The organism is Candidatus Leptovillus gracilis, assembly GCA_016716065.1.
Classification (GTDB): domain Bacteria; phylum Chloroflexota; class Anaerolineae; order Promineifilales; family Promineifilaceae; genus Leptovillus; species Leptovillus gracilis.
In genome coordinates, this window is record JADJXA010000001.1 from 1005435 (window position 1) to 1022635 (window position 17201).

Annotated in this window: 12 protein-coding genes and 1 pseudogene; all 13 read right to left on the reverse strand. The window is 62.8% G+C overall.

Going from position 1 to position 17201, the window contains the following annotated elements; translation table 11 throughout:
- Nucleotides 1–45: 45 nt before the first annotated feature.
- On the reverse strand, nucleotides 46–4896 hold the full coding sequence (locus tag IPM39_04250; protein ID MBK8985283.1) for a hypothetical protein: 4851 nt from the start codon (nucleotides 4894–4896) through the stop codon (nucleotides 46–48).
- A gap of 66 nt (nucleotides 4897–4962) precedes the next feature.
- Entirely contained in the window at nucleotides 4963–5280 is a 318-nt protein-coding gene (locus IPM39_04255; GenBank protein MBK8985284.1) for a hypothetical protein, read from the reverse strand.
- Nucleotides 5267–6534: pseudogene (locus tag IPM39_04260) on the reverse strand (baseplate J/gp47 family protein). The gene IPM39_04255 and the pseudogene IPM39_04260 overlap by 14 nt, the downstream one beginning before the upstream one ends.
- Before the next feature lie 97 nt (nucleotides 6535–6631).
- Nucleotides 6632–7111, reverse strand: coding sequence for a GPW/gp25 family protein (locus tag IPM39_04265; protein MBK8985285.1), 480 nt, complete (start codon nucleotides 7109–7111; stop codon nucleotides 6632–6634).
- A gap of 50 nt (nucleotides 7112–7161) precedes the next feature.
- Entirely contained in the window at nucleotides 7162–7452 is a 291-nt protein-coding gene (locus IPM39_04270; GenBank protein MBK8985286.1) for a PAAR domain-containing protein, read from the reverse strand.
- A 71-nt stretch (nucleotides 7453–7523) separates the two neighbouring features.
- Nucleotides 7524–8330: a hypothetical protein gene (locus tag IPM39_04275; GenBank protein MBK8985287.1), complete on the reverse strand. Its 807-nt coding sequence runs from the start codon at nucleotides 8328–8330 to the stop codon at nucleotides 7524–7526.
- Nucleotides 8331–8430: 100 nt separating this feature from the next.
- Nucleotides 8431–9426, reverse strand: coding sequence for a hypothetical protein (locus tag IPM39_04280; GenBank protein MBK8985288.1), 996 nt, complete (start codon nucleotides 9424–9426; stop codon nucleotides 8431–8433).
- Entirely contained in the window at nucleotides 9426–10154 is a 729-nt protein-coding gene (locus IPM39_04285; protein MBK8985289.1) for a hypothetical protein, read from the reverse strand. Before IPM39_04285 ends, IPM39_04280 begins: the two co-directional genes overlap by 1 nt.
- 14 nt (nucleotides 10155–10168) lie before the next feature.
- Complete coding sequence (locus IPM39_04290) at nucleotides 10169–14170, reverse strand: peptidoglycan-binding protein (protein MBK8985290.1); 4002 nt, start codon at nucleotides 14168–14170, stop codon at nucleotides 10169–10171.
- 59 nt (nucleotides 14171–14229) lie between these two features.
- A complete protein-coding gene (locus IPM39_04295; protein ID MBK8985291.1) occupies nucleotides 14230–14649 on the reverse strand; it encodes a hypothetical protein in 420 nt (139 codons plus the stop codon).
- A 133-nt stretch (nucleotides 14650–14782) separates the two neighbouring features.
- On the reverse strand, nucleotides 14783–15337 hold the full coding sequence (locus IPM39_04300; protein ID MBK8985292.1) for a hypothetical protein: 555 nt from the start codon (nucleotides 15335–15337) through the stop codon (nucleotides 14783–14785).
- An 86-nt stretch (nucleotides 15338–15423) separates the two neighbouring features.
- A complete protein-coding gene (locus IPM39_04305) occupies nucleotides 15424–16695 on the reverse strand; it encodes a hypothetical protein (GenBank protein ID MBK8985293.1) in 1272 nt (423 codons plus the stop codon).
- Nucleotides 16692–17162 carry a hypothetical protein gene (locus tag IPM39_04310; GenBank protein ID MBK8985294.1) on the reverse strand — a complete coding sequence of 157 codons (471 nt, stop codon included), beginning with the start codon at nucleotides 17160–17162 and terminating at the stop codon, nucleotides 16692–16694. The genes IPM39_04305 and IPM39_04310 overlap by 4 nt, the downstream gene beginning before the upstream one ends.
- Between the last annotated feature and the right edge of the window lie 39 nt (nucleotides 17163–17201).

Consider the following 17201-nt stretch of genomic DNA (forward strand, 5'->3'; position numbering starts at 1 on the left):
GTTTGCTGGTTAGTTGGTTGGTTGGTTTGTTAACCAACCAACCAACTAACCAACCTCTCTTGTACGTTCACGAATCACACGGACAGATACCCCGGCGGCTTTGGCCTGCAACACGCCAACGGGGCCGGGTTCCAGGGAATCGGTGGTGAGGGCGGACAGGGGTCTGCCCAGCACCGTCTGGCGGGCATTTTCAAAGGGCACGCCTTCATAAATAACGGAAAAGTCAAACATGGCCGGGCCGGAACTGCGGGCGGCGATGGCGATGTTGTTGCCAAATGCACCTGGTTCGCGCGCCTGGATACGCAGGAAGCCATCAATGCCCACATCGGTCAGGTAGATTTGCGCGGGATTGGCCGGGCTGCCCAGGGTGAGGTAGTGCGGGTCGCGGAAAGGCATGGGTACGGCCGTCCAGCCCAACGGCACACGCGGCACAATCTGCGCCTCCACCAGCGCCGACCGGGTGTTGAGCAGCTTGACGATGTACAGATCGTCGTTGGGCGGGTCGGTCACGGCCGTTTCATACACCTCCGGCCTGCCCTTGCCCTGCCCAAAGCGGGCCTGGTTAAACCGGCCGCCAAACCGCTCCGGCAAATCGGCCGGCAGCCGCACCAGAAACGCGCCGGGCTGGTAACGCTCATAGGCAAAGCTTACTTGCACCGGCGGATCGGGCAGGTCGTGGATGCTGGTGAACACGGCCACCACCGGCTCCGGCGGCGTATTGGCGAAGCGGCTGACATTAAACACGCCCCGGTCCAGACAGACGCCGCCGGGAAAACGGGCCTGGTCGAAACGAGCGTGGTTGAAGCGCGGGCCGTAACAATCCAGGAAACGCCACGAAGAGCGCCCCTGGGGCAGCGACAAGACCGTCGCCTTGGGCCAGGAAACAGCACGGACAAACGCCGACGGCCGCTGCCCAATTCGCCGTATCAAAGCCTCATCTGCCGCCGGGTCGCCGCCAATGGTCACACCTTCATACGCTTCCGTTATCGCGTCACCCTCGGCCGATTGGAAGCGCAGAGTCACGCTGAACAGCGCTTCCACCTGCTGCACCAGCAGCAGCGGTTGGGCATCGGCGTGGATGGTGGCGCGCAGGCGGACAACCCGGTCGGCAAAATCGGCCAGGGAGATGCCCGCGCCAGCACGCACGTCGGCGACAAAATGACCGTCGGCGTCTAGCAGGTGGCAGCCGGCTGCCGTGGGGTGGAGACGGCCGTTCACCACCACCACCTGCCCATCATCGCGCACCGCGTCCAGGGCGATGGGGGGAATGGCCGCCGCCGTCACGCTGACGCCCACGTCGCTGCCGGGCTGGATGGAGTGCCGCGCCACAAGCTGCACCAAGTTATCGGCCAGCGAGTTGTTCAGCTGCAAGGTCGGCGGGCCGTCGTCGTCGCCGCTTAACTGCCAGACGCCGTCGAAGGGAACCCACGTCTGCCCACCCAGCGGGCCAACGAGTATCTGGTTGCCGGGAATGGGACGGATTTCGGATTTCGGATTTCGGATTTCGGATTGGAGACGGCCGTCTTCAACCCACAACCGTGCCGTTTCATTGCGCGCCAGGGCCACCAGCAGGCGCACCTGCCAGCCCAGAGCTTCGTTCACCAGCGTCGGCGCGGCCACGCCCAGCGGCGCGGTAATGCTGACCTCAGCGTAACCCGCCGCCGCGCCGCTGTTGTCGGCGTGCCAGCGCCCGCCGTGCGTCACCTGCTGCGGTAGCAGCGGTTGGGCGGTGGGCGGATATTCAATCACGTCCAGCGCGCGCAGCGGCAGCAGTTCCAGACGGCTGTTTTGCCCGGCGCTGGGGGCGGTGAGGCGCAGATGGTTATCGGCTGTCACCGAGGCCATGTCTGGGAAGACGGCGTTGATGGCGTCGGCCATGTCGTCGGCAAAGGTCGTGGGTGGAAAGTCACCGGCCACGTCTATGTCCGTCGGCAGGCCGCCGTTGACGGCCAGGCGGATGTGCGAGCGGCGGCTCAGGTTGACCGGTGTCAACAAATTGGTCTGGCCTTCGAGGATCGCCGGCACGGGGTCGGCGCCGGTGGTTTCGTCGGGCACGCTGCCAAACAGCGCCGCGCGGGCGTCGCCGGAGGAATGTTCGGCCAGGATGATGCGCCCATTTTGCCCAACGGTGGGCGACAGGAGGCTGAGGAATTTGCCATCATGAGCGGCAACTTTAGCCTTGAGCGCGGCGTTGATAGCGGCGACGATTTCATCCAGGGTAACGGCCGCTGCGTCAGCCACATTGGGCAGCAAACAATCTACGTCAAGGGGCGGCTTGCCATCTATCCCCAGGCGCAAGAAGCGGATGACCCGCAAATCCACGCCGCCGCTTAAATCTTGCGCGCCAATTACCTGCGCCGGGCTGGCGTCGCGGCCGCGATACTCACGCGGGGCGGCGATGCCAAAGAGAGCGGCAGTGGCATTGGCGGCGGCCGGGGCGGCAAACAACAGTTGGCTGCCCGCGCCCACCGTCGGCGAAGTGATGATGAGATGCGCGCCATCGTGGGTGACGACATTGCGCCCCAGAGCCAGGTTGATGGCGATGACGATTTCGTTCAGGCTGGCGCTGGCCGGATCGGCGGCGTTGGCGGCGCACTCTATTTCGATGGGCGCGGCCCCATCCAGCCCCAGTTTGATGGCGCTGGCGCTGCTGAGATTCGCGCCGCCGCTGAGGTCCACCGTGCCGACAAAGCGCACCTGTTCCGCATTTTGGCCGCGAAATTCGCCGGGGGCGGCGTCCAGCAGCAGCGGCAGGGCGTCGGTGACGCGCGGCGGCGCGAAGGTGATGCGGCTGTTGGCCCCCACGGTATGGGAGCTGAGGATGAGGCGACGGCCGTTGCTGCTGGCAACAGTTGGCGTCCGGTTCAGGGCGTGGTTGATGGCGTCCACAATTTCCGGCAGCAGCGTGGCGCGGGGGCGCGTCCCGGCGCAGTCAATTTCTACGGCGTCGCCGCCGTCTATGCGCAGCCGTAAATAACGGTTCTGGCGCAAATCTACGCCGCGCTGCAAATCCACCTGGCCGACGACGCGGGCGTTCAGGGCGTCAGCGCCGCGAGCAATGGCGCGGGTAAAGCCAAAAATTGTCCCGGCAGCCTCGTCGGTAATGATGGCCCGGCTGACAAAACGGTCTCGGTGGCTTTCAACCAGTGGTTCGACCACCAGGCTGCTGCCGCTGCCTTCAGTGGCCGAGACCAGGATAAGGTGACGGCCGTCGGTGGCGGCCACGTCGGCGCCGACGGCGGCGTCTATGGCGTCGGCCAGTTGGCGCAGGGTGGCGGCGCGGATGTTGGCGGCGTGGCTGCGCAAGTTGATGGTCAGCGGACGGCCGTCTACCACCAGACGCAGCAAATAACGGGCCAACAAATCCACGCCGTCGCTCAGGTCGGCCGCGCCGACGATGCTGGCGGGCGTAGCCGCGCGGCCAAAAAAGTCACGCGGGCCAATGCCAAAGAGGGGCCGCGCCGCATCGCCGCCGTCCGGCGTCAGGAAGACAATTTCGCTGCCGCTGCCGCTGGTAGGCGAAGTAAGGGTGAGAAAACGGCCGTTATGCGCCGCAATTTGCCCGCCCACCCCTTCATTGATGGCCGCGACCAATTCGGGTAATTGGGTGTTGGCAGCGACGCCCCCCCGACAGTCAATGTCCGGCATGGTTGCGCCGTCCAGTCTCAGGCGCAGGAAGGGCTGCGTCGTCAGGTCCACGCCCCCGCTCAAATCGCGGCGGCCAATCACCTGAGCGGCGCGTGGGCCGCGCCCGACGTGGGTTTTGCTGATGGGGCCAAACAAGCGGCCCAGCGCCTGCTGCGCGGCGGCCTGCTGGAAGACGATGCTGCTGCCCAGGCCGGGCGTGGGTGATTGGAGGATGAGGAAGCGCCCATCGTGGGTGACGGCATCTTCCAAACCGAGCGCCGTGTTGATGGCTTCTACTACCTGATCGAGTAGGGTATGGGCCTCGTCGGGGCCAGCGACGTCAATTTCGGCCAGGCGGCTGCCGTCTAGCAGCAGGCGCAGGTAGCGGGCTTCGCGCAGGTCGAGGACGCCGCTGAGGTCTACTGTGCCGCGCACGATGGCTGCTTCTTCGTCACGGCCGTTGTAGCTGCGCGGCGGCAAGCCCAACAGGGTGTCGGCGGCGTCGTTGAGGGTGTCGTGGACTTCGATGACCTGACCTGCGCCGCGTTCGGGGGTGGCGAGGGTGAGGGAACGGCCGTCGAAGCTGGCAATATCCAGCCCTACTTCGGCGTTGATCGCAGCGGCGATTTCGCTGCCGCTGACGGCGGCAGGGTCGGCGGCTGACGCGGCGATGTCAATTTCAAAAGGACCGGTCCCATTGACTTGCAGGCGCAGGATGTTGGCGGTACGGCCGTCTACTTTGCCGCTGAGGTCGGTAGCGCTTTTGACCAGGGCGGCGGTGGCGGAACGGCCGTGTTCGCTGGCGGAACGCAGCCCCAGCACCAGTTCGGCAGCGTCGCCGCCGCCAGCTTCGCTGAGGGTGACAGCGTCATTGTCACGGGTCCACCAGGTATCCATCTCCTCGTAGGCGTCGGCGATGTGCAGCCCCAACGCTTCGGCGGTGATGCGTAAAACGCCCTGCACGGTGACGGTCCCATCGAGGAACGTGCGCACATAGCGTTTGAGATGCTCGCGGAATTCTTCCACGCCTTCATCGTCACGTGGGGCCAGGCCGTAGAGGGCGGCGATGCGCGCCAGGTCGTCAATTTCCTGGGCCAGCAGGTCGGCGTAATCCACCCAATGGGCCTGCATGACGGCGGCCAGGCTGTTTTCGCCATCTTGCAGTTGGCGGCCAAAGGCGTCTACCACAGCGCGCAGGGTGGGACCATGCGGCCGTTTCTGGAAGGTCGCGGGCAGGTAACTGATGATGCGGTCGGTTTTATTTGCCATAGGATTAGTTGTTAGTTGGGAGTTGATAGTTGTTAGTGGGGTCTATCCAGTAACAACTATCAACTATCAACTGCTCTCTTGCAGCACAATGTCGGCGGGTTCGATGTCCAGGACGACACAGCCAGGCTGGCCGTCTACCTGGGCGACGATTTGGAAATCGCCGGATTCGATTTGGGCGTCGGTGGCCGGGCTGCCATCAGTAGCTCGCAGCAGGGTGCGGTCGGCGATGCGCGTGCTGGTGGGGACGAGGGGCGGCGTTTGGGCAACGGCCGTGCCAATGGCGGCCCGTATTGCGTCCGGGTCTGTGCCTGCGCCTTGAACGGCCGTCACCAACGCATCCACCAACGATTCAGCCGCCGGGCGTCCCAGGTCAGACTTCCACACCAATCACGTCCACAATGGTCACCTCGCTCACATCGTCCACGCTCACCGCTTCGCAGCTTGGCCCACGGCCGGTTGGGCGCTGCAGCCGTCCACGTAGGCTTGCAAGGCGGCGATTATCTCGTCGGCCACTTTTAGTTTACCGGCGGCGGTAAGGCCGGGGGCGATGGTGGCGAAGATGCGCGGCTTAAAAAAAACGTAGCGGCTGACAATGGTCGCCTGCACGCCGGCGGCGCGGGTCTCCTGCACGGCGGCGTTCAGGCTGGGAAAACGCTCCGGCTCCGATTCAACGAGCAGGACCACCGTACCCAATTCTGAACGGTGATCGGGTGAGCTGTTGGGGTCCCACACTTCGGTCAGCTTGCCGCGCCCCTCAAAAACCACACGCTGCAGGGCGGCCAGGGTCGCTTTGCCCAGGGAACGCAGCGCCGCTTTGGCCCGGAGGCGCAGTTCGGTGTCGGTTTCGTCTTCCGCGCCCAGGAAGGTGGCGTCGAAATTGGTGACGCGGGCGATGCCGGCGATGGGCTGCATCATCTGGCTGATGGCCCCGGCGGCCACTTTGCCCTTGTCGCCCTTGAAGGCAGCCCCGGCGCGGATGGGGGCGTCTATGCGGACCTGCCCCTGCTGCAAGGTGCGCGGCTGGGTGGTCTCGAAGAGGACGTCCCCTTTGGCCGTCGCCAGCAGCGTGCCTTCAGGGATGGTGATGTTGCCGCTGCTGGCTGTGTCGCGGAAAAACGTCGCCAGACCAACGGCAAAATCTTTGGTCTTGCGGCTGACGCCGAGAATGGCGACAACCAGCTCCAGCGAACGGCCGGTGGCTGTGTCTATAAAGCCAGAGAGGTAGGCCAGGTTGATTTGGTTGTAAACGGTGGCAATCTCGCGGCTGACGGCTTCACTGAGGGTGCGGGTGACGCTGCCAACGTTGATGTCGGTGAGCGGTGAGCGGCTGCTCTGGCGGAAGTAGTCTACGTGGAAGGTGGTGTTGTCCTCGGGCAGTGTGCCGGTGCTGTCCCATTCGACAGCGTTGCTGCCGATGTTGAAGAGGAAGTCTACTTCTTTAAGGAAGGTACGATGACGGCCGTCGGCGATGCCGGTGATGCCGCGAATGTCCTGGGCCGGTTCGGCCAGGGGGTAGAGGTCGCTTTTGATATCGAAGATGATCGGTTCGTTGACCACGCCGCCGACGATGGCGGTGAGGACGTCGTCTACGATTTCTTGGTACGGCCGTTCAATTAAAGTGACAGTTTCATCATTCATGCAAGGGCCTCCTCGGAAAACAAGTGAACGCAAAGGCGCAAAGGAGCAGAGGCGCAAAGGAAGGTAACGAATAAGGGTTCTAATAGATAAACGAAGTTCATAACAATAATCCGCCACCGGCCAGGCCGGCTTCGATGAAAAACGGGAAAACCAGGTTGAGTACGGTGTCGCTGAAGATGGGGCGCAGGTTGACGCTGATGTCCAACCGGCCGCGATCGGCAGGGTTGGTTTCGACGGTGACGCGCAGCACTTCGGCGACGCGGGGTTCGGCGGCCAGCGCTTCCAGCACGTAGAGCTTGGCGCGGTTGCGGTTGGTGAGGGTGTTGGGTTCGCCAATGAGCTGGAAGAGCCGGGAGCCGTAAGTGGGATGACCCAGCGGCTCCAGTTCGCCCTGTTGGGTGAGGAAACGGAGGAGGAGGGCTTGTTGCAGGTTGGTAACGGCCGTTACCGTCTCCAAATCCACCAGCCCCGTCGCCAACCGCTCCTTCACAAACAGGTCATGGCCTGGATGCAGGTCATTCTGCTGCCGCAAGTCGCGCAGCAGGCGCAAATCTGTACCCCATCGTTCGTTTGTCATAAGTCGTTTTCCCAATGGAAAGTTGGTTGGTTAACAGCCAACCAACCCTATTACCCGCCAATCAATACCTGCGGCGAACCGGCTACAATCGTGCCGCCGTGCGCTGTCTGGTCGCCCATACGCGCGGCCGGCAGGTTGTTGATAAACACCGTCATCGAGCCGATGATGATGGTATCCGGCGGCCCGACACAGGTTGCCATGTCCGTCACCCGCGCCGCCGGCAGGCCGCCAATCAACACATTAAACGACCCCAGGATGATGGGGCCGCCCACGTGGGGCACGACGCCGTTCACCAAAGGACACACGTGCATGTCAGTTATTCGCGCCGCCGGTTTAGACATTCCTGTTCTCCTGCGAAACTGGGAGCGCGGACGTCCCGTCCGCCCCGGCAGGCGAAACGCCTGCGCTCCATCTAATTTATCTTCACCATCGCCCCACTAATTTCCGTGATGGCGCTGCTCTTCACCGAGGCCGATGCCTGACCTTCTAGTTTGGCTTCGACGCCGCCCTTCACTTCGGCCTGGGTTCCGGCTTCCACCATCACCTTCATTTGCCCCTTAATGCTGACATTCATCCCTTCCAGGCTCAGGTCGCCGTTGGCTTTGAGCGACATGCTGCCGGCCGCTTCGACCTTCACGTCACCATCCTGATTCATGGTGATTTTGGTGCGGCCGGTAAGCACTGTCACCGTGCCGCCGCTGCTGTGTGGCTGGTCCAGCACCATTTCCGTGTCGCCGGCGGTGGCCCGCACCGCACCATCGCTGATGCGCACCGTAATTTGCGGCGGCATTTCCAGAATCATCTCGCGTGGTTCGGAGCCGCTGCCGCTGTTGCGGATAGCGGCCATGATGGTCTGGTCGTCCGGCTCGGCCAGGGGCAGGCGAAAAATGATTTCGTTGGGATTGTTCAGCGGCGGCCGATCGGCATCGTTGTAAAGACGGCCGATAATGATCGGCTGGTTCACGTCGCCTTTGTCGAAGTTCAGCAGCACCAGGTCGCCCACGTTGGGAATAGAGACTGTGCCGACGTGGCCGGTGGCGACAGGAACCCGCTTGAGCAGCAGGCCGCTGTTTTTCAGGCGCACGTCGCAGCCGTAGTTGTCGTTGTCGCTGCCGCTGCTGTGCGGATAGACAGCTTCAACCAGGCCAAGTTCGGCGATGTGCAGCGCGCGCAGTTCGTGCCGGATGATTTGTTGGAGTGTGTTGACGATGGTGGTCATACGATTATCTGTAACCTGAAGTCCGTATCCCGTTTCCCGATGACGCTCACCGGAGGCAGCGCCCTACGGATTACCGAATACGGTTTACTGAATACGAGTCCTACAATCCTCGGAAGCCAATGCGGGTGGTGAAGCCGCCAGTTTTGTCTATACGGTGGGTGACGCTGCGCACCTGGTAGGTGGCGTTGCGGCTGGCGTCGGGCAGATTGCGCAGTTGAATGGCGTCACCCAATTTGACTTTGGGCTGGCCGGTACTGAGCAGGACGCCGCGTAGGGTTTGGCGGTTGAGATGGATATGGGCAGCTTCGGCGGCGGCCAGGGCGGCTTCGGCCGTGCGCAGGGCAGGCCGTTCCAGCAGGCGCACCGGCACGCCGGAACCGGCCGCGCCTTTGCGCCCGGCAAAATCTTTGGTCAGCCAGGCCCACGATTCATCCCCCTGACCACCGCCAGGACTTTCGCCCCAGGCTTGCACCTCGGCGGCGGCTAGAGGCGTCTGCAAAAATTCTAGCTCGACGATTTGTTTGGCGTAGTCGAAAATGTGAATGGCATTGCCGCTGAGGAAGCGGGCAAAAACCAGTTCGCCGTCGGCGTTGATGTATAGGTCGAAGCCGCACAGGTCGGCGAGTTGGCGCATGTGGTGGTAGAGGGAATTACGGCCGTCTACCCCATACGCCGGAAACGTGATGCCATCCTCGACGCGGGCCGTCTGGATGCCCGCCTGGTTTGCCAGGTCGCTGACGATTTCGCCGGCGGTCATCAACTCGTAGGTCCGGTCGGTGAAGGCGTTCAGCAGCTTTTGCGCCGGGCTGTGGCCGATGACGCGGCGGTGGATGAGGCTGGATTGGGCGCTGATGACCTGGCCGACGATGACCTGGGTCAGTTCGCCATCGCTAAAGCCCAACTCAATTTTGGCGTCCTCGTCGCGCTGGGGCTGGAAGCCGCCCACCTGCCCCAGCAGCAGGGTAAAGCTGTCGGCGGGGGTGTCCATGTCCAGGGCAACGGTGAGAGAAACGGCCGTGCTCGCCTGCGGTTCGTCGGTCGTGTCCACAATTTTGTCGCCGATGGTCAGCTTATAAGCGGGGTGTAGTAATGCCATTACGCCCTCTGCGCTTCCAGTTCTTGCAGCCGCTGCACCGCTTCTGTCGCCAAAAATTGGGCGATGTAATCCCGATAAGAGCGGCTGATGCTCGCGGCCGCATACTGCTCAGACAGGTCAATTCGCGCCACGCACTCGGCTGCCAGGTCGGGGTGGGCCTGCGACAACTGCCGCAGTTCCTGCTGCGACCAGACGGCCAACGGGTCGGTGGCGCTGCCCAGTTCCGTCTGCCCAAAAGAAATTGGATTCCAACCGCCTCTAAAATGGCTCAGGATATACTCAATTTGGGCTTGAGCCGTGTGCAATTGTTGGTATTCGGCCGCCAACGCCCGCAGCCGTTCAGCTTCGGCGATGGCCCCGCGGATCTGGTTATCGGCCGTTTGTGTTTTGATGGCGTCCAGCGCCGCCCGCGTTGGCGCGTCGTTTGGGCTGTGCGCCAGGATGAGGATGGAGTAATAAGCCAGCCATTTGTTGGCTTCGTGGGCGCGCGCATTGGCCTGAAAATAGGCTGGCGGCTCGCCAAGCTGCTCCAGACTGCGCAGCGCGTCATAGGTCACTTTGCGCCGGTCTTCGTGGGCGGTTTCTTCGGCAATGCGCTTGAGCAGCGCCGCGAAGCGCCGGCTGCCGGACAATCCGGCCTGCACAATGGCCTGTTGGACTTCCAATTCACCCGACTTGCCTTCCAGAGCCTGCCGGAGTTTGGTCTCAATTTGTTTGCTGCTTGCCATATTGATCTCTCACATCATTTCCTTTGCAGTAAAGGAGGTACCGTATCCGGGCCACTGACCAGGCGAGCGCGCGTATTTTGGGGTTCATCCAGACGCTTCGTGGCGTCAATAGCGTCGGCGATGCTGACCGTTGCCCGGAACAGGTTGGTCAGGGTCGGGCTGTGCAAGTTGTTGCTGCCATCAAAGATGGCGTGGCCCATTTCATGCCCGGCCAGGAACGGATGATTGGCGGCCGCGCCGTCCACACCTTCCTGGCGCAAAATGCACAGGTTGTGCCAGCCGGGCAGGTTGGCCGCCAGAAAATCGCCGCCGGTCGCGCCGTCGGTGGGCGCAGCCAGGACGTTAACTCGGCCGACAGCGATCATGTCAATGGTGCTGGGGTTGTCGTCGTTGAAATTCAGGCCCAACACACTGCCTTCTAGCAGGCTGATGGTGTCGTTGAAGTTGAGGGCCGGTTCCTGGAAGACAACGGTGGCGACGGTGCTGGCAATGTTGGCGAAGTTCACTTCCTGACGCCGATTGACCATCACGATGAAAATGTCGTCGTGGCGATGGTGCGTGGCGGACAGGCCGGGGTTGGTAGAGATGGCAGCAGCCAGGCGTTGGGCAATTTGTTCATCGGTGTCGCCGTTGTTGATGGGGGTGGTGACGGTGACAGCGGCGCCGCCTTGCGGCGTAATGTCTACACTGAGCTGCCCGGCGGCGTTGGCCGTGCCGTCTATCGTCAGGACGTTGGTCACCGGTATCACCGTCTCGCTGGCGACCAGGTTAAAGCGGATGGCTAACTGCGCCCAATTTTCGCTCATGCGCTCGACCGTTTGGGCGGGGTCGCTGCTGACGCCTTGCAGGGTGATGAAGTTGATGTCTATGGTGCGAATCGCTTTGGGGCCGTTTTCTAGCGGCGGCCGGCCGACCTGAAGCTGCATGGCGGCGATGTCTTGACCGTTAAAAACGGCCGTTGCCCGGACCACATCTTCCAACTTCACCCGCGCGGTCTGGTGGGCCAGGTGGCCGTCGTCTACGGCGTTGGAAACCAGGCGCACGTGCTCGTTCAGGCGATAGGTGGAACGGCCGGCGGCGACGCCCTGTACCATGTCGAAGGTATGGGTGTAGGGCACGGCCGTTCCCCGGCGAACTTCCAATCGCACCTGGGGTGTTTCGTTGGGCGGCAGGCCACCTATTTGCACGCGGAAGGTGTCTGGGTCCGGGTTGGCGCCGGGTGGGCCAACAAATGTGGCTGTGTCCGGCAAATTGACATTGGTGACAAACTTGCTCACCATCAGGCAGGCGTCGTCGCCAACCAGGGGGATGGCCGCGTTGGCGGCCGTGACCATTTCCAGCAAAATCACGGTCATCGCCACCCGGTCGCCGTCGTTATCCAGGTTTCTGATGCCCAACTGAAAGCCGGTATCGCCCAGATTGTTGCCCGGCGTCACGCCCTCGGCCCAGAAGCGGGCGCCGTTGGCGGGGATGCCGCCGTTGGCGATGACGTGCGGGTTCGCCAGCGGCGCTTGCCCAGCGGCCGGGACTTCGTCGGCTTCGGCAAACGCCTGGACCTGGGCGTTAAGCGGGACCAGGACCAGTTCGCCGTTGAAAGCGGCCGGCTGCGCCTGGCGCACGATCAGCATGGCGCGTTGGTGGCTGTTGTCGGCGGCGCGGGCACGGACAAAACGGCCGGGGTTGATTTTGTCGGCCTCCGGCAGCGGGACCGGGTCTACGCCAGGCGCAGTGCGCGGGGCGCAGATTTCCAGCGTCAGGGCAACGGCCGTCATCGTCGCCGTATCGGCTAACCCCGGCGTACCGTTAATGGTTAATGCCAGGCGCAGTTCCACATCGTCAACGGCCGTACTCGCCCGCGACCCTTCGGCAAAAATAGTGTGTCCGGCAGCCAGTTGGGCGTCGGTAAAGACATTATCCACGCCATTGAAGGTGATCTCGCTGCCGCCAACGGCCGCATCAAAAAAGCGAATGGCGTCGTTCGAGCGGGTAAATTCGCCGCTGCCGCTGAACGCCTGGTTGACGCTGAGGGTGACGGCCGGCCGCGCCGGGTTGGTATGTGGCTTCTTCACCAGCACCACCGGCGAGGCCAGGGTGATAGACGGCCGTACCGAAACCACCGCCCGGCCCACAACCACCACCACAAAATCGGCCGTGCCATCCAACCGCTGGCAAACCACCGGCCCTTTGGCCGCAGCAATGGGCTGCCCCTGGCTGCGAGCGACCACATCGGCCTGGATTTCCAGGGTGTAGACGCCGACGCCTTTGGGTTTGGCCGGGTAGCTGAAACGGCCGTCGCCATCCGTCCGGCCTAAAATAGGCGTGCCCTTGCGCCCGGCCTGGCCGCCGCACACCACCTCGCCATCCATAAATTCGCCATCAGGGGCGATGAGGATGTAGGGCGTGTTGGCTAAAGGCGTGCCATCTTCAAATTGGATACGGCCGTTGACAATCAATGTGCCCGGTTCGGCCGGCTGCACCAGCCAGCGCGTCTCGTCGTTGGCGTCGAATGTCAGGAAGCAGCATGGGCTGGATGGCGCTTCGCCCTGATTGCGGCCCAAACACCAGCCGGTGGGACTCAGCGGCGACGGTTTGATGTCCAGCGTCACCGGCTGTGGGATGTCGTCGCAGGGGAAGGCGTCGTCGTTGACAACGAGCAGGTCGGTGCGCCGGTTGGGCCGCCAGGCGGGGTCGGCACAGCCGCCGCGCGGCGTGGAGGCCACCGGCATTTTCTCGCCACAGCCCAGCCACTGCACCACGCCGTGGTCGCAGCCATTGGCTGCGCTGGCGTTGGGCATCAATTGGGATTCGGGCACGGCCAGGTTGTCTTGGGCCATGTAGGCGCGGATGAGGACCGGCCATGTCTGGTTGCCCACGTCGCCATCCACGTCCAGGCCGTTGGCTGCCTGAAAATCGCGCACCGCTTTGTCCGTGTCGGCGGTGTGGCTGTCGCCGATGGGGCCGGTGTAGAAGCCCAGGTCTTGCAGCATGGATTGGTATTGGCGCACGCCCCAGGTATCGTTGAGGGTGTGAGTGACGCCAACGGTGCGGGTTTTGCGCAGTTCATTCCATTCGGCGACGGCCGCATCAGCGTCGGCCAGGCTGCGGCCAAAGGTGAGGTAGGCATAGGCCCCGCGCGAGCGCCGTTCAGACAGCGATTGGTTGTATTGGTCGCTGCCCGATTCATCGGTGTGGCCGACAATGACCAGCTTGTGATCAGGGCGCTGCCAGGTAAATTCGGCTACCCGGCGCAAGACGTGGCGCATACAAGGTTCCACAAACGCTTTGTCGAACCAGTAATGGATGATGAAGGCGTTGGCGACGGCCCGCCCTTGCCGCAAAGTGATGACAATGCGGCGGCTCTGGCCCAGCGGTAAATTGGCGCTGCCGGAACCGGTCAGGCCATCGGCGGTGGTGGCGGTGGCCGTGTAATTACCCGGCGGGAAGGGATCGGCCGTCCAGACATTGTCCTGGCGGTTGGTAAGATCGGTGGCGATGGAACGGCCGTCATCCGTTGTGCCCTCCACCCGCACCCGCGTATTGGCGTGGTCGAATCCCGGCTGCCCCTCCACGATCACTTCCACCTCCAGCACCGACGTTTCAATCGGCGGCGGCGGCGGCGGTGGTGGCGGCGGGGGGATAATGATTTCGGTGGGCGTCGCCGGGCTAAATTCGCGCAAGGTGAAGGCGTACTCGAAGCGGGACGGTTTGCCGGCCAGTTCGCGCACGCCCATCTCCTCGATCAGCATCTTGTCCAGGCGGGTGGCGGTGGCGATGTCAGCTACAAAAGAAACAGGCTGGGCAGCGCGAAACTTGTCGCGCAAGTTCTTCAGACCATCGGCCACTTCCGCGCCGCTGAGGACGCCGGTGAGCGTGATCTGGCTGGCGCGGCGGCCCAACGCCTGGAGGAAATCTCCCTCCAGCGCCGGGATGCCGTGCTGCACCCACACCTGGTCGCCATCCAGTTCTATCATCTGCACCTGCTGCAGTTCCAGGTCGTCGAGCATGGGTCTGGTCATTGGGAATTGTTTTCAGTATTCCGTATTCCGTTTACGGCTCACGGTTTACGGCTCACGACTCACGCCGGCTTGAGCGAATTCAAATGGGCCACTATGGCGTCTATGGTGTCCAAAATCTCTTGTTTCACATCGTCCAGGCCGGAGAGTCCGCCAACGACATCGGCGACGGCCAGGACTTCATCAATGGTTGCGGCTTCGTCGGGCAGCAGGTTTTTGGCGGCGGTCAGGAAGCCTTTGACCATGTTGATGAATTCTGTCGCTTCGCTGAGGCCGGGAATGGCGCTGACGTCGAGGTTCTGAATCTCGGTCTTGAGCTTGCCCATCAAATCCACCAGCTTGTCAATCAGCTCAGTCACCTGGGGGATGAGCGAGGCGATGGCCTGAATGGCCGGTCGGATGGTGGGCACGTTGCTGTCGAGAAAGGTCTTGAATTCTTGCAGAACGTCGTTGAGTTCTTGAAATAAGTTGTTGTCAGCCATGGCTGTCTCCTTCATTTCGGAATGTGTCATTCTGAGGAGTCTTCGACGAAGAATCCCACTTGCTTATGCAGGCTGGAGGGATTCTTCGCTCCGAAGATTCCGCTCAGAATGACGCGCTTGACGCGGCATCTGGTTATTCACTGCCGCCGTTTTGCAGCGTTTGGTTGAACTGCTGCAAACGGCCGAGCATGTTGGCGAGCGGGGTGACAAAACGTTCCAGTCCGGTGGCAAAATCGAGGCCAATGTCCAGGCCGCCCAGCAAGTCATCAAAGAGATTGCCGGCATCGTCGAGAATGCCGCTTTCTAAAAAGGATGTGTCTTCCGGCTCTACCGGCTCAATAAATTCGCGCAGGGTGACGACGTAGCTGAAGCGGTCGGGCTTGCCGGCCAATTCCTGCCATTGGAGGTCATCTATGATCATCGTTTCAATCTCAGCGTCGGCGATGATGTCGGCGACAAAAGGGATGGGACGGCCGTCGCGGTATTTTTGCTCCAACGTCTCCACAAATTGCAGGGCGTCCGGCCCTGTTTTTACGCCCCACAGGGTCAGGTGGCCGGGGCGACGGCCGAGATTTTGCAGCAGGCTGCCATCCATGCCGGGCGGCTTGTGTTCGGCCAACATGCGCCGGTCGTAGGTGGTGATTTCCTGCACCTGTGGCAGTTCGAGGTCGTCGAGCATGGGTCGCATGGGGGTCACTTAGTTGGTAGTTGATAGTTGGGAGTTGTTAGTTGTTAGCGAGGCTAACAACTAACAACTCCCAACTCCCAACTGTTTTACACGTCTATTCCGTGACGGCGTGATTCTTCGTCTAAGATTTGTTTGATCTGGCGGGCCAGGGCGTCCAGGTCTTCGGGGACGGCATCGGCTTCGCGGCGGGCGCTGCGTTCGGCGGTGGCGGCGGCGATGGGCGAGAGATTGGGTGTGCCGGGTTTGGGCAACGGCCGTAACCGGGGCAGTACCTCAGCCATCTGCGGCGGCGCAAAGCGGGGGGCAGTTAACCAGCCATCGTCGGCGTCGGGCTGGGGCAGCCTGGATTCAGGCACGGCCGTCCCGTCGCGGTTAGCCGCTGCCAGAGACGGCCGTTCCCGGCTGTCGCGCTGGCGTGATAACGGTTGGGCCGCCTTCGCCCGTCCCTGAGCCAATGCACTGAAAGCGTCGGCGGCGGCCCGCTTTGGCGGTACACCGGTGGGCGCAGCGGTTTTCGCCGCTTGCTGGCCGGGCTGCTCAGGCGCAGCGCCGGGTGATTTAGCCGGTTTCGATGCAGCGGCGGTTTCAGCCACCGGGAGAGAATTGAGCTGTAAACGTTGCAGCAAAGCCAGCGGCGCGCGCTGACCGGCAAGGGATTGCTGCCACTGCTTTTCCAGGCTGGCGGGTGATGGCTCAACGGCCGGAGCGAAGTCTGAACGTTGACCTTTGGGCCTGGCGGTTGGTTCGCTGCCGGGGGGCTGGGTAACGGCCGTATTGTCTAATCCCGACCCAAACTGCCCGCGCATTCGTTGGGCCATCTGCGCCACCCATGCCCGTGTGTTCGGGCGGTTTGCCGGTAAAGGAACCAGCGCAGCGGCTCTGGCCGGCCAGGGCCGGCGGTTGGCGGCAGGATGGTGGGGTGGTTGGAAAACGGCCGTTTCCCCCGCCCACCGTCGCAGCAAATCCGGGCGCGCCTTTGCCGGTGGGAATGTTGGCAGCGATTCGCGGCGGGCGGGGCGCGGTAAAACAAAGGGCTGTTTCCTGGTCGCTGGCCTGGCGGCGTGGGGCGCGGGGCCAGCGCCGCGGGGGCGGTCGGCCGCTTGCCGGTCGGCAGCGGGCGGCGACTCGTCGCCGCCCACGGGGGCAACCAATTCGGCCAGGCAGCCACCCAGCAGCGGGCCGGGTTGGAGTTTGGGCGAGGGTTGTTTCACCATCTCGCCCAGCCAGCCACAGGTCCGCGCCAGGGCTTTCTGCCGTTCGGCGGAACGGGACACATGGCGCTGCCAGCAGAAGGAGGAACGGCCGTTGGCAAGGGACGCCGCCATATTGGGCACGCCTAAACCAGTCAGCTTGCTCATGCCGCCTCCCGACTGCCCTGTGCCATCTCCAGATAGAGCAAAATCTGGCCGATGGTCATGCCGCTGACTTCTTCCGGCGTCCAGCCAAATTCGCGGGCGAGGACAAAACAGGCTTTCGCCAGCGGGGCCTGCACCAGTTCGGCCAGTTCGTCGCGGGGCGTATCTATGCCACTGATGGTATTGATGCGCTCCACCAGGAAACGGGCCAACCCGGCCGGCAGTTGGGCAACCTCGTCAAATTTCAACGTCGGTTCCACCAACGACTGCTGGATCATCAGCGAAGCCGACAAGGTATCGTCGTCGCGGGCGGCTTTGGCAATACGTTGCAGGGCGCGCACGGTTAACGGCCGTAACATCACCTCACGTTCCGCCGGAGCCGACCCATTTCTGGGCAAAAACTCCGGCGGAATTTCCACCGTATGCGTCAACGCCCCACCGGCCAGCAGTTCTTCCGCTGTCAGACTCATATGTCCTCCGAGCTATCCGCTATCAACTCCCAACTACCA